The sequence below is a fragment of the Serratia sp. HMSC15F11 genome (assembly GCF_001808215.1).
Lineage (GTDB): Bacteria > Pseudomonadota > Gammaproteobacteria > Enterobacterales > Enterobacteriaceae > Serratia > Serratia nevei.
On sequence record NZ_KV792475.1, the window covers coordinates 1 to 22502 of the forward strand.

18 protein-coding genes are annotated in these 22502 nt (G+C 62.3%); 9 read left to right on the forward strand and 9 right to left on the reverse strand.

Annotated elements, in window-relative coordinates; all coding sequences use genetic code 11:
- Positions 1-228: 228 nt before the first annotated feature.
- The 6 genes from fhuB to hrpB form a co-directional block, all read right to left on the reverse strand.
- Positions 229-2217 carry a Fe(3+)-hydroxamate ABC transporter permease FhuB gene (gene fhuB, locus HMPREF3138_RS15760; RefSeq protein WP_038872392.1) on the reverse strand — a complete coding sequence of 663 codons (1989 nt, stop codon included), beginning with the start codon at positions 2215-2217 and terminating at the stop codon, positions 229-231.
- Positions 2214-3122, reverse strand: a complete 909-nt coding sequence (fhuD, locus tag HMPREF3138_RS15765) for a Fe(3+)-hydroxamate ABC transporter substrate-binding protein FhuD (RefSeq protein ID WP_038872395.1) — start codon at positions 3120-3122, stop codon at positions 2214-2216. The genes fhuB and fhuD overlap by 4 nt, the downstream gene beginning before the upstream one ends.
- Positions 3122-3919, reverse strand: coding sequence for a Fe3+-hydroxamate ABC transporter ATP-binding protein FhuC (fhuC, locus tag HMPREF3138_RS15770; RefSeq protein WP_038872398.1), 798 nt, complete (start codon positions 3917-3919; stop codon positions 3122-3124). Before fhuC ends, fhuD begins: the two co-directional genes overlap by 1 nt.
- Before the next feature lie 47 nt (positions 3920-3966).
- Positions 3967-6159 carry a ferrichrome porin FhuA gene (gene fhuA / locus HMPREF3138_RS15775; RefSeq protein WP_038872400.1) on the reverse strand — a complete coding sequence of 731 codons (2193 nt, stop codon included), beginning with the start codon at positions 6157-6159 and terminating at the stop codon, positions 3967-3969.
- A 251-nt stretch (positions 6160-6410) separates the two neighbouring features.
- A complete protein-coding gene (gene mrcB, locus HMPREF3138_RS15780) occupies positions 6411-8903 on the reverse strand; it encodes a bifunctional glycosyl transferase/transpeptidase (RefSeq protein WP_038872402.1) in 2493 nt (830 codons plus the stop codon).
- A 118-nt stretch (positions 8904-9021) separates the two neighbouring features.
- The gene (hrpB, locus tag HMPREF3138_RS15785; protein ID WP_187135406.1) at positions 9022-11460 is read right to left on the reverse strand and encodes an ATP-dependent helicase HrpB; all 2439 of its coding nucleotides are present in this window, start codon (positions 11458-11460) and stop codon (positions 9022-9024) included.
- A gap of 188 nt (positions 11461-11648) precedes the next feature.
- On the opposite strand from hrpB, the gene thpR reads away from it, so the two are divergent.
- From thpR to folK, 6 genes are all read left to right on the forward strand, one after another.
- Positions 11649-12191, forward strand: a complete 543-nt coding sequence (gene thpR / locus HMPREF3138_RS15790; protein WP_038872406.1) for an RNA 2',3'-cyclic phosphodiesterase — start codon at positions 11649-11651, stop codon at positions 12189-12191.
- Positions 12188-12895: a DNA/RNA nuclease SfsA gene (gene sfsA, locus HMPREF3138_RS15795; protein ID WP_038872409.1), complete on the forward strand. Its 708-nt coding sequence runs from the start codon at positions 12188-12190 to the stop codon at positions 12893-12895. Before thpR ends, sfsA begins: the two co-directional genes overlap by 4 nt.
- A gap of 183 nt (positions 12896-13078) precedes the next feature.
- Positions 13079-13534, forward strand: coding sequence for an RNA polymerase-binding protein DksA (dksA, locus tag HMPREF3138_RS15800; protein WP_004937569.1), 456 nt, complete (start codon positions 13079-13081; stop codon positions 13532-13534).
- A gap of 72 nt (positions 13535-13606) precedes the next feature.
- Positions 13607-14518: a tRNA glutamyl-Q(34) synthetase GluQRS gene (gluQRS, locus tag HMPREF3138_RS15805; protein WP_038872420.1), complete on the forward strand. Its 912-nt coding sequence runs from the start codon at positions 13607-13609 to the stop codon at positions 14516-14518.
- Positions 14519-14579: 61 nt separating this feature from the next.
- Complete coding sequence (gene pcnB, locus HMPREF3138_RS15810; protein WP_071605354.1) at positions 14580-16127, forward strand: polynucleotide adenylyltransferase PcnB; 1548 nt, start codon at positions 14580-14582, stop codon at positions 16125-16127.
- Positions 16127-16627: a 2-amino-4-hydroxy-6-hydroxymethyldihydropteridine diphosphokinase gene (gene folK, locus HMPREF3138_RS15815; RefSeq protein ID WP_019456064.1), complete on the forward strand. Its 501-nt coding sequence runs from the start codon at positions 16127-16129 to the stop codon at positions 16625-16627. Before pcnB ends, folK begins: the two co-directional genes overlap by 1 nt.
- Positions 16628-16632: 5 nt before the next feature.
- On the opposite strand, the gene qseC is transcribed toward folK, so the two are convergent.
- Together qseC and qseB are read right to left on the reverse strand one after the other, a co-directional pair.
- Positions 16633-17991: a quorum sensing histidine kinase QseC gene (gene qseC / locus HMPREF3138_RS15820; RefSeq protein ID WP_070559169.1), complete on the reverse strand. Its 1359-nt coding sequence runs from the start codon at positions 17989-17991 to the stop codon at positions 16633-16635.
- Positions 17988-18650 (reverse strand): quorum sensing response regulator transcription factor QseB, encoded by a 663-nt coding sequence (qseB, locus tag HMPREF3138_RS15825; protein WP_038872425.1) that lies wholly within the window; start codon positions 18648-18650, stop codon positions 17988-17990. Before qseB ends, qseC begins: the two co-directional genes overlap by 4 nt.
- A 166-nt stretch (positions 18651-18816) precedes the next feature.
- Here qseB and panB point away from each other — a divergent pair, with 166 nt between their 5' ends.
- The 3 genes from panB to panD all read left to right on the forward strand — a co-directional run bounded on the left by panB (position 18817) and on the right by panD (position 21015).
- Positions 18817-19611 (forward strand): 3-methyl-2-oxobutanoate hydroxymethyltransferase, encoded by a 795-nt coding sequence (gene panB, locus HMPREF3138_RS15830; RefSeq protein ID WP_004937548.1) that lies wholly within the window; start codon positions 18817-18819, stop codon positions 19609-19611.
- Between the two features lie 23 nt (positions 19612-19634).
- Positions 19635-20489 (forward strand): pantoate--beta-alanine ligase, encoded by an 855-nt coding sequence (panC, locus tag HMPREF3138_RS15835; protein ID WP_038872428.1) that lies wholly within the window; start codon positions 19635-19637, stop codon positions 20487-20489.
- Positions 20490-20634: 145 nt separating this feature from the next.
- A complete protein-coding gene (gene panD, locus HMPREF3138_RS15840; protein WP_004937544.1) occupies positions 20635-21015 on the forward strand; it encodes an aspartate 1-decarboxylase in 381 nt (126 codons plus the stop codon).
- A 34-nt stretch (positions 21016-21049) separates the two neighbouring features.
- On the opposite strand, the gene HMPREF3138_RS15845 is transcribed toward panD, so the two are convergent.
- Positions 21050-22330 carry a polysaccharide deacetylase family protein gene (locus HMPREF3138_RS15845; protein WP_070559171.1) on the reverse strand — a complete coding sequence of 427 codons (1281 nt, stop codon included), beginning with the start codon at positions 22328-22330 and terminating at the stop codon, positions 21050-21052.
- Positions 22331-22502: the final 172 nt, after the last annotated feature.

The following is a 22502-nucleotide window of genomic DNA, read 5'->3' on the forward strand; positions in this document are numbered from 1 at the left end:
ATGGATATCGACTCGGGGCTTTTCTCTTTGTATCTTTCGCTCGGGCTCCAGAGACAAAGATCCAGAGCACCCACCCGCAGTATATTCATCTCACCACCACGCCTCGTGTTCCTTTTCGCACGCAATATCGTTTTTGCGCAACCGCTAGCAGCATCTTGCAACACCCTGAAAAAAAGGCTCAGCGACGCTGAGCCTTTGATGGCAGAAAAAGCACGGCCGAGATGCCGATTACGACGTCTGTTTACGCAACAGATAAACGAAGTACGGCGCACCGATAAAGGTCGCCAATAACCCGGCGGGGATCTGATACGGGAACAGAAGCATCCGCCCGCACCAGTCGGCAAACACCATCAGCAAGCCGCCCAGCAGCGCGGCGATCACCATCTGCGGCAGCGCGCGGCGGAAGCCCAGCATGCGCGCCATATGCGGTGCCATCAGCCCGACAAAGCTCAACGGCCCGACGGTCAGGGTCGCCATCGCGGTCAGCACGGCAGCCAATAAAAGAATGGTCAACCGTGCCGGCGTCAGCGCAATGCCCACCGAACGGGCGGTGGCGCCGCCGAGCGGCAGGATGGTCAACCAACGGCGGCACAGCGGCGCCAATACCATCAGGCCGGCGGCCACCAGCGCGGTACGCAGCGCCTGCGCCGGCTCCACCGAATAGGTCGAGCCGGAGAGCCAGGTCAGCAAGCCCCCCATACGCGGATCGCCGCTGGCCAACAGCAGGAAGATGACGGTGGTAAAAGCGGTGCTGAGCGCGATACCGGCGAGCAGCATGCGCTCGGTCGAGAAACCGCCACGGCCTGCGGCGATCATGATGATCAGCAGCGTCGCGGCCGCCCCCAGGCTGCCGGCGGGCAGCAGCCACACGAAGGCGTCGCCCGGCACCATAAACAGCATCATCACGACGCCAAAAGCGGCGCCGGAGCTTATGCCCAACACTTCCGGGCTGGCCATCGGGTTGCCGGTCAGCTTCTGAATCAGCGTGCCGGCGACCGCCAGCATCATGCCCGCCGCCAGCGCCGACAGCACCCGCGGCCAACGCCACGGCAACACAGCGTCCAGTTCCGCACCCAGGCTCCAGTGCCAACCTCCAGCATTTTTGCCCAACATCAGCGCCAGCGTCAGGCCGATCAGCAGTACGAGGCCCCCCACCAGGATCCAGGCAGGCAGATTCCCGCGTTCGGCAGGCACCTTGTCGCCGAGGTTCATCGGCGGCGGCGTGGCGGCGCTGCGCAAACGCGGCAGCAGCCACAGCAGCAGCGGTGCGCCGAACAGCGCGGTGGCCGCGCCGGTCGGGATCTCACGCCACACCTGCGTCACCCCGATCATCACCTGATCGGTCAACCACAGCAGCAGCGCCCCCAGCAACGGCGCCAGCATCATGCGGTGCGCCAGGCGGCGCGCGCCCAGCATCTTCGCCATCAGCGGCGCAAACAGGCCGATAAAGCCGATAACGCCCACCGCACTCACCAACATGGCGCTGAAGATAATGGCCAGCCCCAGGGTGCAGAAGCGCGCCATCGACAACCCCAGCCCCAGGTTGCGCGCCACACCATCGTCCAGCCCCAGCAGCGTCAGCGGGCGCAGCAACAGTGCCGCCAGCAGGCCGGCCACCAGCAAACGCGGCAGAATGAACTGCACGGCGCTCCAGTCCTGTTGGTTCAGCGCACCGGTTCCCCACAGGAACATGCCCTGCAGCTGATCGTAATGAAACAGCGCCAACAGGCTGTTGACCGCGCCGCAGTACAGCCCCAGCACCAGCCCGGCCAGAATCAGCGTCACCGGCGACATCCGCTTGCCCCAGGCGACGCCGAACACCAGCCCGCCCACCACAATCGCGCCCACCATGGCGGCCAGCTGGCGAGTGAACTCGCCCCCCGGCAGGACCCACAGCGTGGCGATGGTCAGGCCGAGCTGCGCGCCGGCGGCAACGCCGAGCGTCGACGGCTCCGCCAACGGATTGCGCAACACCTGCTGGAACAGCACGCCGACCAACCCCAGGCCGGCGCCGGCCAACAGCGACACCGTCAACCGCGGCAGCAGGCTGTAATGGAACAGCATTTGCCGCACGTCGTCGATGTCCGGCGCGCTGAACGCTCGCGCCCATTGCGCCGGCGGCAGCTGCTGTGCCAGGTTGTATATCGTCAGGCCGCCTGCCGCCGCCAGCAACAGCAGGATCAGCGTCAGCGGTAATCTCCGGATGCCCGCATTCATGCCGCACTCTCCTGGGCCTGCGCCAACAGGCGGCAAAACCGCATCGTCGACAGCGTGGCGCCGTAGAACCACACCGCCGGCACCTGCCGCAGTTGGTTTTGCCGCACAAAGGGCAACGATTGCCACAGCGGCGTCGCGCTGACCTTGTCCATCATCGCCTGATTACCGTGATCGAGATAGATGACCCGGGCGTTACGCACCGTAGCCAACCGTTCAATGCCCACCACCGCCGTGCCCCAAAAGTCGGTTTGCTCCTGCCAGGCATTGCGGATGCCCAGTTGGTCCATCGCTTCCTGGAACAGGCTTTTCTGGCCGATGATCAACGCATGGCGCGTGTCGATCAGCGAAAACAACAGCAGCGGTTGCCGGGTGTAGCTTTGCAGGCGCTGACGCGCGTCCTGCATAAAGCCGTCGAACTGCGCCAGGTGGTTTACCGCCCGGCTTTCTATACCCAACCGCTGGCCCAGCGCCAGCAGCGACTGGCGGGCGACGGTCAGTGGTTTGCCGCTGCCGTCGTTGAAGCCGAAGCTCATGGTTGGCGCGATGGGTTGGATTTTTCGCGGCGTCGGGCCATAGCCTTGCGACAGCAACACCAGCGAAGGCTGGAGCTGCTGCAGCAGTTCGAGATTGGGTTCGGTGCGCTGACCGACGTCGACCACCGTCGCCGGCAGCTTAGGCTCCGCCACCCATAGGTTGTAGTTATGCACATCGGCCACCGCCAGCGGCGTCACGCCCAATGCCAACAGCAGTTCGATCGGCAGCCATTCCAGCGCCGCAACGCGCGCGATATCCGGCGGCGCATCCGCCGCCCGCCCGGGCAACGAGCCCAACAGCGGCGACAGCGCCAGCGCCATCAACAAACGGCGGCGCAGCGGATCGTGAGAAGAAGTGAATGCAGAAGACATCAGTAGACAAAACTCACCGGCGCACCGCCGCTCGGGTGCGGCAACGTGCCCATAGGAATACCGTAAATTTGCTCCAGCACCGGCCCCTGCATCAGTTCCAGCGGGCCGCCCTGGGCGATCATTTCACCGCCGCGCAGCGCCACCAGATGGTCGCAGTAGCGCGCCGCCATGTTGATGTCGTGCAGCACGGCGATCACCGTGAGATCGCGTTCGCGGCTCAAGCGCTGGATGAGCGCCAGCACCTCAACCTGGTGCGCGATGTCCAGCGCCGACGTCGGTTCGTCAAGCAGCAGGCAGCGGCTGTCCTGCGCCACCATCATCGCCAGCCAGGCGCGTTGGCGCTCGCCGCCGGACAGGCTGTCCACCAGGCGGTTGGCGAACGGCTTGAGCCCCACCAGTGAAATGGCCTCTTCGACCAATTGGCGATCGTTGGCGCCAAAACGCCCCAGCGCGCCGAGCCACGGATAGCGGCCGACGGCCACCAGCTCGCGCACCGTCATGCCTTCCGCCGCCGGCAACTGCTGCGGCAGGTAAGCCACCTGGCGGGCGAAGGATTTGCTGTCCCACTGCGCCAACGGCTGCCGATTAAGCAGTACCTGGCCGCCACTGGGGGCTTGATGCCGCCCAAGCAGTTTCAACAGAGTAGATTTACCGGAACCGTTATGGCCGATCAGGCCGCAGACTTTGCCCTGGGGAAAACTGAGCGACAGCGGTTGCAACAGCACCCGACCGGGAACGGAGAAGCTGGCGTTATCCAGCGCGAAGGTCGCGCCGGGATTAAGAAGTTTGTCCTGCATAGATCCTGCTTTGTCCGGGGCGACGCGGCGCCGCCCCGGCTATCCGGTTAGAAACGGAAGGTTGCGGTGGCGACCACCTGGCGTTCTGCGCCCCAGTAGCAGGCGTAGTCGCGGTAGCAGCTCGACACGTAGGTCTTGTCGAACAGGTTGTTGATGTTGACGCCCACGGACGAGCCCGGCAGGCCAAAGCGCGCCAGATCGTATTTAATGGTAGCGTCCACCAGCGTGTAGTCCGGCACCTTGAAGGCGGAATTATCGCTGTTGAAGCTCGAGCTGGAGCCGACGTAACGCACGCCGGAACCCAGCGTCAGGCCGCTCACCGCCGTTTCGTGGAAGGTGTAATCCGCCCACAGCGAAGCCATGTGTTTCGGCACTTCGACGGTCGGTTTGCCCTGATAGGTATTGTCTTTGGTGTACTTCGCATCGGTATAGGTATAGGAGGCGATCAGGTTGACGTTGGCATTCAACGCCGCCTTGGCTTCCAGCTCCACGCCGCGCGAACGGATCTCGCCGCTCTGCACGCTGAACCGTGCATTGCTTGGGTCCGGTGTCAGGTTGTTGTTTTTGGTCAGCTGATACAGCGCACCGGTCAGCACGATTGGGCGATCCTTCGGCACGTATTTCACGCCGGCCTCATACTGCTTGCCGATCGACGGTTTGAAGGTGCTCCCCCCGCGGGTTGTACCCAGATTCGGTTCAAACGATTCGCTGTAGCTGAAATACGGCGTCACGCCGTTGTCGAACAGGTAATTCAGGCCGCCGCGCCAGGTGAGCTGGCGATCGGTCTGCTGGCTCGTCGAACTCGTATCGCGGTTATAGGCGGAAGTCTTCGCCCAGTCATAGCGCCCGCCCAGCGTCAACAGCCACTGGTTCCACTCCCCTTGCTCCTGCACATACAGGCCGGTTTGCTCCTGACGGTTCAGGAAGTTGTAATAAGAACCCACCTCAATAGCATCATTGCCATACTGCGGATGAGTCATGCTCAGAGCGCTGGCGCTGCCATAAATAGCATTAATGTCGTTACGCATGCGTGAGTAATCCACCCCAAACAATAAGGTGTGATCGATCTGCCCCGTTTTCACCTTCGCTTGTGCCTGGGTATCTACAGAGAAGTTGTTCAGGTGTTCCTTCGATTGAACATAGAAGCGATTGATCGTCGTCGGTGATGACAAGCCGAATCCGTAGATGCTCTTCATATCGGTGTCCACCTGCATGTAACGCAGGTTCTGTCGTACCGCCCAGGTATCGTTGAAGGCATGTTCGAAGCTGTAGCCGATCATCCGCTGCTTGCGCGCCATATAGTTGCTGGCTTCGCCTTCGTTGAAATCGGTCGGCAGTTTGCTACCGTCCGGCAACGGGATCAGCGTGCCCTGCTTCGGCAGCCAGCCGTAATAACCGGTATAGGGATCGTTTTGAATGTTGGCCAACAACGTGAAGTTGGTTTTGTCATCCGGACGCCAGCTAAAGGACGGCGCGATCGCATAGCGCTTCTCTTTGCTCATGGTCTGCTGCGTATCGCTGTCTTTCGCCAGGCCGGTCAGGCGGTAAGAATAGATACCCTGATCGTCCAGCGCGTCGCTGAAATCGAAACCGGTCTGGAACAGGTTATCGGTGCCCATTTTGAACTGGATTTCGCGCAGCGGCTCGGTGGTTGGCCGCTTGCTGACCATCGAGACCAAACCACCCGGGTTGCTTTTGCCGTACAGCACCGAGACCGGGCCGCGCAGCAGCTCGGCGCGCTCGAGGAAATAAGGATCGATGGACGCTTCGCTGTAGTTGTCGCCCAGCAAGCGCAGACCATCCAGATACTGGGTGGTGTTGGTGGCCGGGAAACCGCGGATCGCCACCGCATCATAGGTCGAGGAGCTGCCGCGGCTGGCAAATACGCCCGGCGCATAGGCCAGCGCGCCCTTCACCGTATCCGGCTGACGCATGTCCATCTCTTCACGCGTCACCACGGAAACGGACTGCGGGTTCTTCTCGATCGGCGTATCGGTTTTGGTGCCGGTGGCGCTGCGTTTGGCGACATAGGTGCCGACCGGCCCCCAGGCGCTTTCCTGTTGGGCGGTGTTGCTACCGCCCACAACGGTAATAGTGTCTTCCTTGGCGGCCGGCTTGGCGTCGGCGGAAAAAGCCGGCATCGCCAGCGTGCCCAACGCCGCAGCGACGGTGATCGCTAACGCGCTGACGGGGGTACGGCCCTGCTTGGCCGCGGATGATGAAAGACGCTTGGTCAGCATGATTTATTTCTCTGATGAATTATTAAATGACGAATGTAAACGATAATAATTATTATAAGCGTCGCATTTTATGCAGAAGCCAAATTAAACTGCAAGCCGAATTCATAAGGCAAATAGGTTAAGGATTAGGCGCTTAGCCTTGCGGTTAACAGGGAAATAAAACGAGCGGAAAAATAAAAAAGCCCGCAACCAAAGTTACGGGCTTAATAACAAAGCAAAAATTTTCACCGGGGCCAGGGCCCCGGTAGCGATTACTGGCCGAACATATCCTTGATCCAGCCGGCGACGCCATCGCCATCTTTTTGCTCACCTGCCGCCGGTTGCTGCTGTTGCTGCACCGCCGCCTGGCTGGCCTGGCACAATCCCTGCGGATTGTCGGTCCAGACCGGGATGGTGCGCCAGCTGCCGCCGCCGCAGATAAAGTTGCCGGCAGAGTCGATGCTCATCTGGTTAATACCTTCCGGCGGCTGCAGCATCAGCGGCAGCGGCGTCTGGTTTTCCAGATAACGGCGATACAGGGTCAACGCGCCGTTAGCGCCGGTCAGCTTGGCCGGGCCGTTGTTGTCGCGCCCCACCCAGGCGATCGCCACTTCCTTGCCGTCGATGCCGGCGAACCAGCTGTCGCGCAGATCGTTGGTGGTACCGGTTTTCGCCGCCAGGTTGTAGTTCGGGAACTTCACCGACAGCGAGCGGGAGGTCCCGCGCGCCACACCCTGTTGCATCGCGTACAGCGTCAGGTAAGCGGCCTGCGCCGGCACCATGCGTTCCGCCTGCGGGAAACTCTGGTACAGCACCGTGCCGTCTTCGGCGATCACCGAACGCACCGCCGACAGCGGCGCACGGTTACCGCCGCTGGCGATGGTTTGGTACTCCTGCGCGACTTCCATCGGCGTCAGGCCGATCGCCCCCAGCAGCATCGATGGCACCGGGTTTATCTCCGCTTTCGGTATACCCAGGCGTTGCAGCGTAGCGCTGATCTGATCCAGCCCAACCGACAGGCCGAGGTTCACCGTCGGCACGTTCAGCGAGTTGGCCAACGCATCCACCAGCATCACCTGACCGCGGAATTTACGGTCATAGTTGTTCGGCTGCCAGACGGCGCCATTCGGCTGCTTCAGCGACAGCGGCGCATCCGCCAGCCAGGTATTGAGGCGGTATTTATCCGGTTCGGACAGCGCGGTCAGGTACGTCGGTGGCTTGGCCAGCGAGCCGACCAGGCGGCGCGCCTGCATGGCGCGGTTGAAGCCGGCGAACTGCGGGTTGGCGCCGCCGACCATGGCGCGCACTTCACCGCTGAAGCGATCGACGATCACCATCGCCGCTTCCAGATCCTGCAGGTGACGCGCAGCGCGCAGCGCGGGAATGCCGTCTTCGACCGCTTTTTCCGCCGCGTCTTGCGACACCGGATCCAGCGTGGTGAAGATCTTCACGCCGGACAGGTCATTGACCTTATCGCCCAGCTTGGTCTGCAGTTCCTGACGCACCATCTGCATAAACGCCGGCTGTGGCGTAATGACGCCGCCTTTCGGCTGCACGCCCAGCGGACGCGCGCTCAGCATGTCATACAGCTCGCCGTCGATCACGCCCTGGTTCTGCAGTAGCTTGAGCACCAGGTTGCGGCGCTCCAGCGCCAGTTTCGGGTTACGCCACGGGTTGTACAGCGACGCGCCCTTGACCATGCCGACCAGCAGCGCCTGCTGATCGAGGCTCAGCTCGTCCACCGGACGGCCGAAGTAGTACAGGCTGGCCAGCGGGAAACCGCGGATCTGGTCGCTGCCGCTCTGGCCAAGGTACACCTCGTTCAGATACAGCTCCAGAATGCGGTCCTTGCTGTAACGGTAATCCACCAGCAGCGCCATATAGGCTTCGTTAGCCTTACGCCACAGCGAACGTTCGTTGCTCAGGAACAGGTTCTTCACCAGCTGCTGCGTCAGCGTACTGCCGCCCTGCACCGCACGCCCGGCGGTCAGGTTGGCCAGCACCGCACGGCCGATGGAGTACGGGCTGATACCGTCATGCTCATAGAAGTGGCGGTCTTCCGTGGCGATCAGCGTATCCACCAGCAGATCCGGGAAACCGGAGCGCGGCACGAACAGACGCTGTTCACCGTTCGGCGACTGCAGCATGGTGATAAGACGCGGATCGAGGCGGAAGAAGCCGAAGCTGCGGCCGCTGTCCAGGTTTTCAATCTTCGCCAGACGGTTGTTCTGGAAGTCGAGACGGGCGCGGATCTGCCCTTCTTTCCCATCCGGGAAGTCGAACGGGCGGCGCAGCATCTCGATGCTGTTGGCCTGCACGGTAAACTCGCCTGGGCGCGTCATGCGGCTGACCTGGCGATACTGCATGCCTTCCAGCAGGTTGACCATCTCCTTCTTGCTGTACGGCATGCCCGGTTCCAGGTTGACCATGCGGCCGTACACCGCCGCCGGCAGCTGCCAGACTTTGCCGTCAATACGGCTGCGGATCTGCGAGTCCAGGTAGACGCCATAGATCGCCAACAGGACGGCGATCACCAGGATCAGTTTGATAAACAGGCCGAGCCAACGGCGTTTTTTACGCGGCGGAGTCGCTTTTACCTTACGCGGCATGCGTTCCTCCTCCTCTTCATACTCATCATCGTCATACTCGTCTTCTTCGTAATCGTCATAATCGTCGTCTCGGCGACGGCGCGGCGGCTTGCGCGACGCGGTGCTTTTTGGTTGTTTTCCTTTGCGCCCGATGGGCTCGCGGTCATCCCCAGCCATGGCTGTTGTTCTCCGAGCTTGCCGACACTGCCGGCCATGATTAGTCGCTTAATCTGTGCCTACGCCGCAGCGCTGACCAGAAGAAACATCTGAATTCCAAACCTTAAATGATCGCGACCTACTGATATTTCTTCGTTCGGCGCGTCGGTACCGCCGTGGCCGGATCGTCCGGCCAAACGTGTTTCGGGTAGCGGCCCTTCATCTCTTTTTGCACCTCGCGATAGGCGCCTTGCCAGAAGGCCGCCAGATCGCCGGTGATTTGCAACGGCCGGTGCGCCGGTGAGAGTAACTCAAGCACCACCGGGATGCGACCCTCCGCCAACATCGGGCTGCGCTGCTCGCCGAACACTTCCTGCAAACGCACCGCCAGCGCCGGCGGTTTGCCGGCCTCATAACGGATCGGCAGGCGACTGCCGGTCGGCACAGTGTAATGAGTGGGTAGCGCATTATCCAGCCGCTGCTTTTGCTGCCAGTCCAGCAGCCGGGACAGCGCCTCGGCGATATTGACCTGCTTCAAGCCGCGCAAATCGCGCACGCCGTTCAGCGACGGCAACAGCCACTGCTCCAACGCCGCCAGCAAGGGTTCTTCGTCCATCGCCGGCCATGCCGCCTCCGGCAGCCAGGCTTGCGCGCACTGCAGGCGCACCCGCAATTGTTCGGCGGCGCCCTCCCAGTTGAGCACCGCCAGCCCCTGTGCGCGCACCCAATCGATCAGCGCCTGCTGCAGCTCCTCATCCGCCGGTTTGGCCAGCGGCTGGGCGCGCAGCGTCAGACGGCCGATCTGTTGGCGCTTCCAGGCGCGCAGCGTGCCCTTCTCGTCATCCCACTCCACCGCCGTGCGCTGCGTGACGATCGCCGGCAGCTGCGCCGCCAGCGCTTCGATGTCCACTGGCAACGCCAACAGGATACGCGCATCGGGGCTGTTGTGGCCCTGCAACAGGCTGGGGACGATGAGCCAAGGCGTGCGCGACAGCGCCTCGTCCTGGTTCATCGCCGCCCCCAGACCGTTGGCCAGCAGGTAGCGGCCGTCCTGGCCTCGGCGCTGGGCGATACGATCGGTAAACGCCTGCGCCAACAGGCGCGGCGCCAGATCAACGTCGATTTGCCCCGCACGTTGCGGCAGGCGTTTGGCCAACTGCGCGGCACGCTGCCGCCAGTTCGGTTGCGGGCGGCTCAGCCAGTAGCCGATATCCATCTGCCCGCCGCGCGGCGGCTCTTCCAGCAATGCCGCCAGCAACGCCGCCGTCGCCAGGCCGTCGGCACTCAGCGCCGCGCCGGTGACCAGCATCGCCGCCAGCCGCGGCTCGCACCCCAGCGCGGCCATCTGGCGCCCCGGGGTGGTGAGTTTATCGCCGTCATCCGTAGCCTCCAGCCGGTGCAGCAACGATCTGGCCGCCGCCAATGCCGCCGCCGGAGGCGCATCCAGCCACGTAAGCTGCGCAGGATCATGGCATCCCCACTGCAGCAGTTCGAGCCAGAAGCCGGTGAGATCGCTCTGTAAAATGTCCGGTTCGGCGTGTTCCGCCGCGCGCTCAGCCTGCTCTTTAGCGAACAGATGCCAGCAAATGCCCGGCTCCAGGCGCCCGGCGCGCCCGGCACGCTGCACCATCGACGCCTGGCTGATGCGCTGCGTCGCCAGCCGCGTTAGACCGTTGCGCACGTCGTAGCGCGCCACGCGCTCCAGGCCGCTGTCCACCACCAGCCGAATGCCCTCGATCGTCAGGCTGGTTTCGGCGATGTTGGTCGCCAACACCACCTTGCGGCGGCCGGGCGCCGCCGGTTGAATCGCTTTTTGCTGCTGGGCCAGAGGCAGCGCCCCATACAGTGGGCAAAGATCGGTATCGCTCGCCACCTCGCCGGTCAATCGCTCCAGCACCCGATTGATCTCCGCCACGCCCGGCAGGAACAGCAGCAAAGATCCCGGCTGCTCGGCCAGCAACCGCTTCACCGCCGCCGCTACGCCATCTTCCAGCCGCTGATGGCTGGCCAACGGCTGATACAGACGCTCAACCGGGAAGCTGCGCCCCTCGGACACCACTACCGGCGCTTCCGGCAGCAGCTGCGACAGGCGAGCGTTGTCCAGGGTGGCCGACATGATCAGCAGTTTCAGATCGTCACGCAGCCCTTGCTGCACGTCGAGCAGCAGCGCCAGCGCCAGATCGGCCTGCAGGCTGCGTTCGTGGAACTCATCGAGGATCACCAGCGACACACCCTGCAGTTCGGCGTCCTGCTGCAGCATGCGGGTGAGAATGCCTTCCGTCACCACTTCCAGCCGGGTTTGCGGCCCGCTTTTACTTTCGGCGCGCATGCGGTAGCCCACGGTCTGGCCGGGTTCCTCCCCCAGTTGCTGCGCCAGGCGATAGGCGACGTTTTTCGCCGCCAGCCGCCGCGGCTCCAGCATGATAATGCGCCCCGGCAACCCGGCCTTAGCCAGGATCTGCAGCGGCAGCCAGGTGGATTTACCGGCGCCGGTCGGGGCGTGCAACAGCACCTGAGGAGCGGACTGCAACGCAGCCAGCAACTCATCAAGCACCGCGCTGACGGGCAATGAAGACACTGAACTCTCCGTGGTGATTAACGTTAAACGGCGTACAGTGTAGCATTAGCTTTGTCCCCGTAGCCTTTCAAACTGCGGCGGCGTTAGCTATAGTACGGAGTTCGTCCATGCGTCCCGCTTCGCGCGAGACCGTTGCAAGCCGCATTCATCTCTGTCCCGACGGATTTGTCATTATTTACCGAGCCCCCATGTCCAATTCGCGCCGCCTGTTTTTCGCCCTGTCCTTGCCTGATGCCCTGCAACAGCAGGTGATCCGCTGGCGCGCCGAGGCGTTTGCGCCGGAGGCCGGCCGACCGGTGGTGGCGGCTAATTTGCACCTGACGCTGGCGTTTCTCGGCGAGGTCACCGCGCAGAAAGAGCTGGCGCTGCGCAAACTGGCCGGCCGCATCGTGCAACCCGGCTTCAGCATGCGGCTCGACGATCTCGGCCATTGGCCGCGCCCCGGCGTGGTCTGGCTCGGCACCCGCCGCGCGCCGCGCGGGCTGCTGCAGCTGGCCGAGCTGCTGCGTTCGCAGGCCGCCCGCAACGGCTGCCATCAAAGCGCGCTGCCGTTCCATCCGCACATCACGCTGTTGCGCGCCGCCACCCAGCCGGTGGCGATCCCGCCGGCGACGCCGGGCTGGGCGTTCAGCGCCGACGCCTTTTCCTTATATGAGTCGGTGTTCGAAAACGGCCGCACCCGCTATCAACACCTCGAGCAGTGGCCGCTGGCCAAGCAGGCATCCGCATGATTTTCTCTCCACCGCTGCGTTCCGCCACGCTGATCAAACGTTACAAACGCTTTCTGGCGGACGTGATCACCCCGGAAGGGGAAACCTTTACGCTGCACTGCGCCAATACCGGCGCCATGACCGGCTGCGCCACGCCCGGCGACACCGTTTGGTACTCCACCTCGGATAATCCCAAGCGCAAATACGCCCACAGCTGGGAGTTGACCCATACCCGACAGGGGCACTGGATCTGCGTCAACACCCTGCGCGCCAACACGCTGGTGCGCGAGGCAATTGAACACAATTTAATCAATGAATTATCCGGTTACAGTAAAATCAGCGGCGAAGTGAAATACGGCGGTGAAAACAGCCGTATCGATTTGTTATTACAGGCAGAAAATCGGGTTAACTGCTATATTGAAGTAAAGTCAGTCACATTACTGCAACAACAACGTGGTTACTTTCCTGATGCGGTAACGCTCAGAGGGCAAAAGCACCTGCGTGAGTTGCTCAGCGTGGTTGAAAGCGGGCAACGGGCGGTGTTGTTCTTTGCCGTGTTACACAGCGGTATTGAGCAGGTCGCACCGGCACATCATATAGATGAGCGCTATGCGGCGCTGTTGGCACAGGTCCGGCAGTTGGGAGTGGAAGTGGTTTGTTACGGGGCAAAGTTATCACCTGACGGTATTTATCTCTGCGATAAGCTGCCGTTTTTTATCGATTAGCGCAGTCGGGTCCCTATAAATAGACAACCGGCCAGCACGATCGCCAAATACGCCCTCCTTCACACGATTGTCAAGCGGGCGACAGGAATAATTGCCAACCTACCTTCCTTCTGTTATTTATAGCGGCCTGTTTTTCCCCCGCATTGGGGATTCGATAGTGCGTGTGTATGTAGGAGAAGCAACATGCAAGAAGGGCAAAACCGTAAAACCTCGTCCTTGAGCATTCTCGCCATCGCTGGGGTGGAGCCGTACCAAGAGAAGCCGGGCGAAGAGTACATGAACGACGCCCAGTTGTCGCATTTCAAGCGCATTCTTGAAGCGTGGCGCAACCAGCTCAGGGACGAAGTGGACCGTACTGTATCGCATATGCAAGAAGAGGCAGCCAACTTCCCTGATCCGGCCGACCGTGCTACCCAGGAAGAAGAGTTCAGCCTTGAACTGCGTAACCGTGACCGTGAACGCAAACTGATCAAAAAGATCGAGAAAACGCTGAAGAAAGTGGAAGACGATGATTTCGGCTACTGCGAATCTTGCGGCGTGGAGATCGGCATTCGTCGCCTCGAAGCGCGTCCGACCGCCGATCTGTGCATCGACTGCAAGACGCTGGCTGAGATCCGCGAAAAGCAGATGGCCGGCTAATACCGTTGTTACCGCTGCGGCGTGCGCACCTGCGTGCGCCGCACAGAGAAAAGGGAACCTCTCCCCTCTGATATGCAAGAAAGTCATTATGTGGGGCGCTTTGCCCCATCGCCTTCCGGGGATCTGCATTTCGGTTCGCTGATTGCCGCTCTGGGAAGCTACCTTCAGGCTCGCGCCCAACGCGGGCAGTGGCTGGTTCGCATCGAAGATATCGACCCGCCGCGCGAAGTCCCCGGCGCCGCCGCTCGCATCCTGTCCGCGCTGGAACATTATGGTCTCCACTGGGACGGCCAGGTCATCTATCAATCCCAACGTCACGACGCCTATCGCGCCGCGCTGGATCTGTTGCAGCGCCTGGGGCTCAGCTATTACTGCACCTGCACCCGCAGCCGCATCCAGCAGATCGGCGGATTGTACGACGGCCACTGCCGCGATTTGCAGCTCGGCCCGCAGGGCGCCGCCATCCGCTTGCGCCAGACCGCGCCCGTTTACGGGTTCCACGATCGCCTGCAGGGAGAATTGCACGCCGATCCGGCGCTGGCGGGGGAAGACTTTATCATTCGCCGCCGCGACGGGCTGTTCGCCTACAACCTGGCGGTGGTGATCGACGACCATTTTCAGGGCGTGACCGAGATTGTGCGCGGCGCCGATCTGATCGAACCGACGGTGCGCCAAATTGCCCTCTATCGCCAGCTGCAGGCGCCGGTGCCCGCCTATGTGCATCTGCCGCTGGCGCTGGGCGCCAACGGCATCAAGCTGTCGAAGCAAAACCATGCGCCGGCGTTGCCCGCCGGCGATCCGCGCCCGGTGCTGATCGCCGCGCTGAAATTTCTGCGTCAACCGCTGCCGGAAAGCTGGCAAGATCTTGACCTGCCATTATTATTGAGCTGGGCGGTCGCACATTGGCGGTTGGAAAACGTGCCGCGTCAGGAGGCTATCCCTCTGGATGAAAACACGCCGGCATTCTCAAAGGAGCCATGGTGAGCTATGATTAGCCGCTATTTTTTGTTAGCTCCATTTTTATCAGTCACTATCGAGGTGTACCATTTTTACCCGAGTAGCCAACTTCTGTCGTAAGGTACTGACCCGCGATGACAAGCTGCCCCGCGACGACGCGGCGGCCGGCGATAAAAACGTAGTCCGCGAAGAGCGTGTCGCGGCGCCAAGCCGCCCTGCGCCGCAGCCCCGCGCCGCCGATAACGGCAGCAACGCCCCTGCCCGCCGCTCAACGCCGCGCAAGCGTCCGCCTTTTCCTATCGCCGAGAGCAACGACTCGATGACCGTGATCCCGCGCGAACAGCACTCGATCTCCCGCAAAGACATCAGCGAAAATGCGCTGAAAGTGCTTTACCGCCTGAACAAGTCAGGCTACGAAGCCTATCTGGTCGGCGGCGGCGTGCGCGATCTGTTGCTCGGCAAAAAGCCGAAAGACTTCGACATCACCACCAACGCCACGCCGGAGCAAGTGCGCAAGCTGTTCCGCAACTGCCGCCTGGTCGGCCGCCGCTTCCGCTTGGCGCACGTGATGTTCGGGCCGGAGATCATCGAAGTGGCCACTTTCCGCGGCCACCACGAACAGAATCAGGAATCCGACAAAAACTCGTCCCAGCAGGCGCAAAACGGCATGCTGCTGCGCGACAACATCTTCGGCTCGATCGAGGAAGACGCCCAGCGCCGTGATTTCACCATCAACAGCCTGTACTACGGCGTGGCGGATTTCACCCTGCGCGATTACGTCGGCGGCCTGAACGACCTGAAACAGGGCGTGATTCGCCTGATTGGCGATCCGGAAACCCGCTACCGCGAAGATCCGGTGCGCATGCTGCGCGCGGTGCGCTTCGCCGCCAAGCTGGATATGCGCATCAGCGAAGAGACCGCCGAGCCGATCCCGCGCCTGGCCTCGCTGCTGCATGAGATCCCGCCGGCGCGCCTGTTCGAAGAATCCCTCAAGCTGCTGCAGGCGGGTTACGGTTTCCAGACCTACCTGAAGCTGTGCGAATACCAGCTGTTCCAACCGCTGTTCCCGCTGATCGCCCGCAACTTCACGCCGAACCACGATACGCCGATGGAGCGCATTCTGGTGCAGGTGCTGAAGAACACCGATCACCGTCTGCAGAACGACATGCGCGTCAACCCGGCCTTCCTGTTTGCCGCCATGCTGTGGTACCCGCTGCTGGAGCATGCGCAGAAGCTGGCACAGGAAAGCGGCCTGGCCTACTACGACGCCTTCGCGCTGGCGATGAACGACGTACTCGACGAGCAGTGCCGTTCGCTGGCCATCCCGAAACGCATCACCACGCTGGTGCGCGATATCTGGCAGCTGCAGCTGCGCCTGTCCCGCCGCCAGGGCAAACGCGCGCACAAGCTGATGGAGCACCCGAAATTCCGCGCCGCCTATGATCTGCTGGCGCTGCGTGCGGAAGTGGAAGACAATCAGGAGATGCTGCGTCTGGCCGAGTGGTGGGGCGAATTCCAGGACGCCACGCCGGCGCGGCAGAAAGCCATGCTGAGCACCCTGGGGGACGATCCGGCGCCGCGCCGCGCGCGTCAACGCCGCCCTCGCCGCCGGGCACCGCGTAAAGAAGGGGCATAATGATCCGCGTTTATATCGCGCTGGGCAGCAACCTGGCGCAGCCACTGCAACAGGTTAAAGCCGCACTGGAGGCGCTGGAGCATCTCCCGCGCACCCGGCTGGTCACCTGTTCTTCGTTTTACCGCACCAAGCCGCTGGGGCCGCAAAACCAGCCGGACTTTCTCAACGCGGTGGTGGCGCTGGATACCCTGTTGCCGCCCGAACAGCTGCTCGACCATACCCAGGCGATAGAACGCAATCAGGGGCGTGTGCGCAAGGATGAACGCTGGGGGCCGCGCACGCTCGATCTGGACATCATGCTGTACGGCGACAAGGTGATCCATACCGAGCGCCTGACGGTGCCACATTACGGCCTGAAAGAGCGCGAATTCATGCTCTACCCGCTGGCGGAAATCGCCCCCGACCTGATTTTCCCCGATGGCGAGCCGCTCGCCAGCTGCCTCAAGCGCGTGCCGGAAAACGGCATGGCGCTGTGGCACCAGCCAAAACCCAAGTCCTGACCCTCCTACAGCGCCAACCGCGCAACAAACCCGCCCGCCGGGCGATTGGCGAAACTGACCTGTAGACCATGCAAGCCGGCGATACGCTGCACGATCGAGAGCCCCAGCCCGCTGCCGGTTTGCTCCTGTCCCGGCGGGCGATAGAAGCGTTCTCCGAGCCGCGCCAGATGTTCCGTGGTGCCCCCCGGACCGTCGTCCTCCACCGTCAGCGAGCGTTCGCTCAGCGTCACGGTGACGACGCCGCCCTGCGGGGTGTAGCGCACCGCGTTATCCAGCAGGTTGCGCAATAGCAGCGACAGCAGCAAGGTTTCCCCCTGACGCGGCGGCGGCGTTCCCCGATGTTCATAGCGTAGCGTCACGCCCGCCGCATGGGCCTGCCGATCCTGCTCCGCCAGGGTCATCGTCACCAGATCGTTCCAGTCGATCGGCGCCAGTTCGGCCAGATCGGACAGCGAATCCAGCCGCGACAGCGTCAGCAGCTGATCCACCAGTCGGGTCGCGCGATCGATGCCGAGCGTCAGATTGTCCAGCGCGTGCTCGCGCATCGGCGCATCGTCCCCCGCCAGTTGCACCACTTCGGTCTGCACCCGCAGCGCCGCCAGCGGGCTGCGCAACTCGTGCGCGGCATCGGAGGTGAAGCGCCGCTCCCGCACCAGCAGAGCGTTGATGCGGGCGAACAGCGCATTGAGCGCATCCACCAGCGGGCGCACCTCGGTCGGCACCTGGCGCGCGTCCAGCGGCGTCGCGTCATCGGGTGCGCGCCGGCGCAAACCGGCCGCCACAGTGCGCAGCGGCCGCAGCTCGCGCCCGACCATCAGCGCGATCAGCAGCATCAGCACCGGCAGCGTCGCCAGCCAGGGCACCAGTTGGCCGGTCACCATGCCCAGCGCCATATCGCGCCGGTAATCCCACTCCTGGCCGACCACGATGCGGTAGCGCCCGTCCGGGCTGGTCAACCATACCAGGCGCCAACTGTCGTCATCGCCTTTGCGCTCGCCGTCGGTAAAACCTTCACGCTCCCCGTCAAACAGGAAGTCGGCACCGTTCTCGCCGTCGTTGAGCAGCATCTTGCCTTGGCGATCGAAGATGGCGAACGCCAGCGCGTCGTCGTCCTGCTCGCCGCGCTTGCCGTGATGCACCAGCTTCTTGGTTTTCGGCAGGCTGCGCGCACTTTCATCGGCCAGCAGATCGCCGAGGTTGGCGGTCGCCAGCCGTTTGGCGAACAGCATCTGTTGGGTGTCGAACACTTCGTTGATGGTGTTGCGCGACATCACCCAGGCCACCACGCTGGCGGTGCTCCAGGTCAGCAGCGCCAGCAGGCTGAAGATCAGGATCAGGCGCAGCCGCAGGCTGAGACGCTTCACGGCGCATCCCCCAGCGTGTAACCCACGCCGTGGATGGTACGGATGAAGCCGTTGCCCAGCTTGCGCCGCAGGTGGTGAATATGTACCTCCACCGCGTTGCTGCTCACCTCGTCATCCCAGTTGTACAGCTTCTCCTGAATCAACGGCCGCGCCAGCACCCGCCCCTTGTTGTGCAGAAACAGTTCCAGCACCGCCAATTCGCGCGGCGTCAGCGTCACCGGCTCGCCGTTGCAGCTCACGCTGCGGGTGGCGCTGTCGAACACCACGTTGCCGTGCGTCAGCTGCGGCATCAGTTGGCCGTGGCGACGGCGGATCAGCGCCTGCAGGCGCGCCGCCACTTCGGCCAGCGCGAACGGCTTGCACAGATAATCGTCGGCGCCGCTTTGCAGCCCGCTGACTCGCTGCTCCAGCGCGTCGCGGGCGGTGAGGATCAGGACCGGCACGTCTTGCCCGGCCTGGCGCCACTGGCGCAGCAGATCCAGACCGTCGAGGCCCGGCAGGCTGAGATCGAGGATCACCGCGTCGTACGGCGCACTGTCCAGCGCATTTTTGCCGACGACGCCGTCGGTGAACCAGTCCAGATTGAAGCCGAGTTTGGTCAGCCCGGCCTTGATGCCGTCCCCGATCAGTTTGTCATCTTCGATCAGCAAAATTCGCATGAGTATCCCTTTTGAGTCTTGGCGCCATTGCACCACAAGGTTCTTAAGAACCGCTTAAGCATGGCGATCCGCGCTACCCACCCCGATCGGGTTACAGTAGAATGGCTGCACTTTTTTGCAGCCTGGGCCTGCGTAAGCCGCACGGCCCGTTTCAGGAGACGTTGTGATGAAACCCACCACCGTGACCCACTTGCGCCAGTGGAAACAGGAGCAGCGCAAGTTTGCTACCCTTACCGCCTACGATGCCAGCTTTGCCAAACTGTTTGAAGAGCAAGGCATCAAAGTCCTGTTGGTGGGCGATTCGCTGGGCATGACGCTGCAGGGCCACGACTCCACGCTGCCGGTCACCGTCGCCGACGTGGCCTACCACACTCGCGCCGTGCGCCGCGGCGCGCCGGCCTGCCTGCTGTTGGCCGATCTGCCGTTCATGAGTTACGCCACCCCGGAACAGACCTTCGCCAACGCCGCCGAGCTGATGCGCGCCGGCGCCAACATGGTGAAACTGGAAGGCGGCAGCTGGCTGTGCGACACGGTGAAAATGCTCGCCGAGCGCGCAGTGCCGGTGTGCGGCCACCTGGGCCTGACGCCGCAGTCGGTCAACGTGTTCGGCGGCTATAAGGTACAAGGACGTGACGAACTGGCCGCCAAACAGCTGTTGCAGGACGCGCAGAATCTGGAACTGGCCGGTATTCAGCTGCTGGTGCTGGAATGCGTGCCGACCGAGCTGGCGCGCCAGATCACCGAAGCGTTGTCCATTCCGGTCATCGGCATCGGCGCCGGCAACGGCACCGACGGCCAGATCCTGGTGATGCACGACGCCTTCGGCATCACCGGCGGCCATACGCCGAAGTTCGCCAAGAACTTCCTGGCGCAGAGCGGCGATATCCGCACGGCAGTGCAGCACTACATTCAGGAAGTGGAGCAAGGCCTCTACCCGGCGGCTGAACACTCTTTTAACTAAGCGATGGTTCCAGGAGTCACCCAATGATTATTATCGAAACCCTGCCGATGCTGCGTCAACAGATCCGCCGCTGGCGCCAGGAAGGCAAACGCATCGCGCTGGTGCCGACCATGGGCAACCTGCACGACGGCCATATGACGCTGGTCGATGAAGCGCGCGCCCGCGCCGACGTGGTGGTGGTGAGCATCTTCGTCAACCCGATGCAGTTCGATCGGCCGGACGATCTGGCGCGCTACCCGCGCACGCTGCAGGAAGACAGCGAGAAGCTGACCCGCCGCAGCGTCGACCTGGTGTTCGCGCCGGCTCCGGCCGCGGTCTATCCGCAGGGGCTGGAGCAACAGACTTACGTCGACGTGCCGGGCATCTCCAGCATCCTGGAAGGCGCAAGCCGGCCGGGCCACTTCCGCGGCGTTTCCACCATCGTCAGCAAGCTGTTCAACCTGGTGCAGCCTGATTTAGCCTGCTTCGGCGAAAAGGATTACCAACAGCTGGCGCTGATCCGCAAAATGGTGGCGGACATGGGTTACGACATCGACATCGTCGGCGTGCCGACCGTGCGCGCCAAAGACGGCCTGGCCCTCAGCTCGCGCAACGGCTACCTGACCGCCGAAGAGCGCAAGGTCGCTCCGCAGCTGAGCAAGATCATGAACGCGCTGGCGCAGCAGTTGGCCAATGGCGAACGCCATGTCGAAGAGCTTCTGGAGCAGACCGCCGAGCAGCTGCGCGCCGCCGGCTTTACGCCGGATGAGCTGTTTATTCGCGACGCCGACAGCCTGCAGCCGCTGACGGTGGACAGCCAGCGGGCGGTAGTGCTGATGGCCGCCTGGCTGGGCAAGGCACGTCTTATCGACAATCAGCAGGTCGACCTGACGCTGTAAGCCATTTTTTATACTGTCGTCACCCTGAAACCCAGACCATTGGTAGACAACGGCGGGGCAATCGGTGACGATAGAGATTGCAGGGATGCAGGAGAGATGTTCAACCCCAGCGCCTGTGAAGGCCGATATTCAGTTAGGTAAAGCTATGATACGTACTATGCTGCAAGGCAAGCTGCATCGCGTCAAAGTCACTCAGGCTGACTTGCACTATGAAGGGTCCTGCGCCATCGACCAGGATTTCCTGGAGGCCGCCGGCATTCTGGAATATGAAGCGATCGATATTTACAACGTGGATAACGGCCAGCGCTTCTCCACCTACGCCATCGCCGCCGAGCGCGGTTCGCGCATCATTTCGGTCAACGGCGCCGCCGCGCGCTGCGCCTGCGTGGGCGACAAGCTGATCATCTGCTCCTATGTGCAAATGACCGACGCCGACGCCCGCCAACACCATCCGAAAGTCGCCTATTTCGAAGGTGACAATAACCTGCAGCGCAAGGCGAAAGCCGTGCCGGTTCAGGTCGCCTGACGCTAAAACGGGCGCCTTGCGCGCCCGTTCTCCCTTACTGCACCACCACCGTGCCCGGCTTGTTGGCTACTCGATCCGCCATGGTCTGGATCGAGTCGGTGCGCAGAATATACAGCCGCTTCAGCGTATAGGGGTTATCCCCCGGTTTCACCTTGCCCTGCACCGTGGTCACCGCCAGATGGAAACCGGCATCCTGCGCCGCCTGGATCGCCCGCTGGTTATAGCCGCCGAACGGGTAGGACAGATACAGCACGTGCGGGTTGAACTGCGACAGCGCGCGGCGCGAGCGCTCAAAATCGAACTCGATATTGTGCAGCGAACGGCTTAGCAAAATCGGCTGGCGATTGCCGTCGGTGCGGTGCAGGAAGTGGGTGTGCGACTGCACGTCGAACACGTCCTGAATCTGCTTCAGCTCCGAGACGCTCATAAACTGCAGCGAGTCCGGGTTCCATTTCTGCGGGTGGCGCTTGATGCGCGAAGAGATGATGAACGCCGTCGCGCGGAAACCGTAATCCTTCAGCACCGGATAAGCGTAGCGATAAACCGACTTCAGCCCGTCGTCGAAGGTCAGCACGATCGCCTTGCCCGGCAGGTTGATCTGGTTCTTCAGGTAGGCTTCCAGCTGGTACAGCGAAATGGTGTCGTAACCCGCCTGTTTCAGGTAGGTCATCTGGTTGCTGAACGCCACGTCAGAGGTGGGAGTCGAGGTGTGGCGGAAGCGTTTGTTCTCTTCGTTTTTCAGCAGGTGGTGGTAAGTCAGCACCGGGATGCCGTTATCGATCTCGCAGTCCAACTCACTGACGAACCCCAGCCGATCGCCGATGTTGACCTCGTACCAGGTGTTGTTCAACCGGTCCTTCAGTTTGCCGATGATCGGGTAGCGCAGGTTGCCTTCCAGCGTGCCGAAGACCTCGCTGTCCTTGTCCGCCGCGGTGTAAACGTCGATCGTTTTTTGGGTGATCAGGTTCTGGTTGGTCAGCGGTTTGTTCAGCTCGCCCAGATCGTCTTGCACCTTGCGCGACTTCTTCAGCTCACGCACGTCGTCTTTATCGATAAAGCCGGTACCGTGCCCGAATTTGAATTCGTAGTATTCCGCATCCGCCGGGAACACCTGGATCAGCTGCCCGCGCTTCACTTCCCCGACCGGGATCACATGCTCGCCTACCAACGCATAGACTTCGCTGTCGCGCTGCGCTTCCATGTATTCAGATTTAACCGCGCTGTCTTCCGACAGCAGATTCGCCAGGCTCACAGGGGAAACCAACGACATCAGAATGCCGAGTACCCCAGCCGCTAACTTGTATTGAGGCCGCATGATGATGTTCTGCTTACGAGTGCGTAATGACAAAAGTGAAGGAAATGTGGAGCGCCAGCATAGCACGATTTGAACAGCGGGGAACTAGCGGTTATCTGAGCAATTCTATTGATTTACGTGCCGCCTGCGCCAAATCAAGAAAAGTGCCCCCGCCGGGAAAGCGGGGGCGCGA

Bases quoted from the DNA above. Each gene is read 5' to 3' on its own strand.
- panC (WP_038872428.1), top strand. From the start codon at position 19,635: ATGATTATTATCGAAACCCTGCCGATGCTGCGTCAACAGATCCGCCGC.
- mrcB (WP_038872402.1), bottom strand. From the start codon at position 8,903: ATGGCTGGGGATGACCGCGAGCCCATCGGGCGCAAAGGAAAACAACCA.
- thpR (WP_038872406.1), top strand. From the start codon at position 11,649: ATGTCCAATTCGCGCCGCCTGTTTTTCGCCCTGTCCTTGCCTGATGCC.
- sfsA (WP_038872409.1), top strand. From the start codon at position 12,188: ATGATTTTCTCTCCACCGCTGCGTTCCGCCACGCTGATCAAACGTTAC.
- fhuC (WP_038872398.1), bottom strand. From the start codon at position 3,919: ATGCAGGACAAACTTCTTAATCCCGGCGCGACCTTCGCGCTGGATAAC.
- gluQRS (WP_038872420.1), top strand. From the start codon at position 13,607: ATGCAAGAAAGTCATTATGTGGGGCGCTTTGCCCCATCGCCTTCCGGG.
- dksA (WP_004937569.1), top strand. From the start codon at position 13,079: ATGCAAGAAGGGCAAAACCGTAAAACCTCGTCCTTGAGCATTCTCGCC.
- folK (WP_019456064.1), top strand. From the start codon at position 16,127: ATGATCCGCGTTTATATCGCGCTGGGCAGCAACCTGGCGCAGCCACTG.
- fhuD (WP_038872395.1), bottom strand. From the start codon at position 3,122: ATGTCTTCTGCATTCACTTCTTCTCACGATCCGCTGCGCCGCCGTTTG.
- fhuA (WP_038872400.1), bottom strand. From the start codon at position 6,159: ATGCTGACCAAGCGTCTTTCATCATCCGCGGCCAAGCAGGGCCGTACC.
- panD (WP_004937544.1), top strand. From the start codon at position 20,635: ATGATACGTACTATGCTGCAAGGCAAGCTGCATCGCGTCAAAGTCACT.
- qseB (WP_038872425.1), bottom strand. From the start codon at position 18,650: ATGCGAATTTTGCTGATCGAAGATGACAAACTGATCGGGGACGGCATC.
- panB (WP_004937548.1), top strand. From the start codon at position 18,817: ATGAAACCCACCACCGTGACCCACTTGCGCCAGTGGAAACAGGAGCAG.
- fhuB (WP_038872392.1), bottom strand. From the start codon at position 2,217: ATGAATGCGGGCATCCGGAGATTACCGCTGACGCTGATCCTGCTGTTG.
- HMPREF3138_RS15845 (WP_070559171.1), bottom strand. From the start codon at position 22,330: ATGCGGCCTCAATACAAGTTAGCGGCTGGGGTACTCGGCATTCTGATG.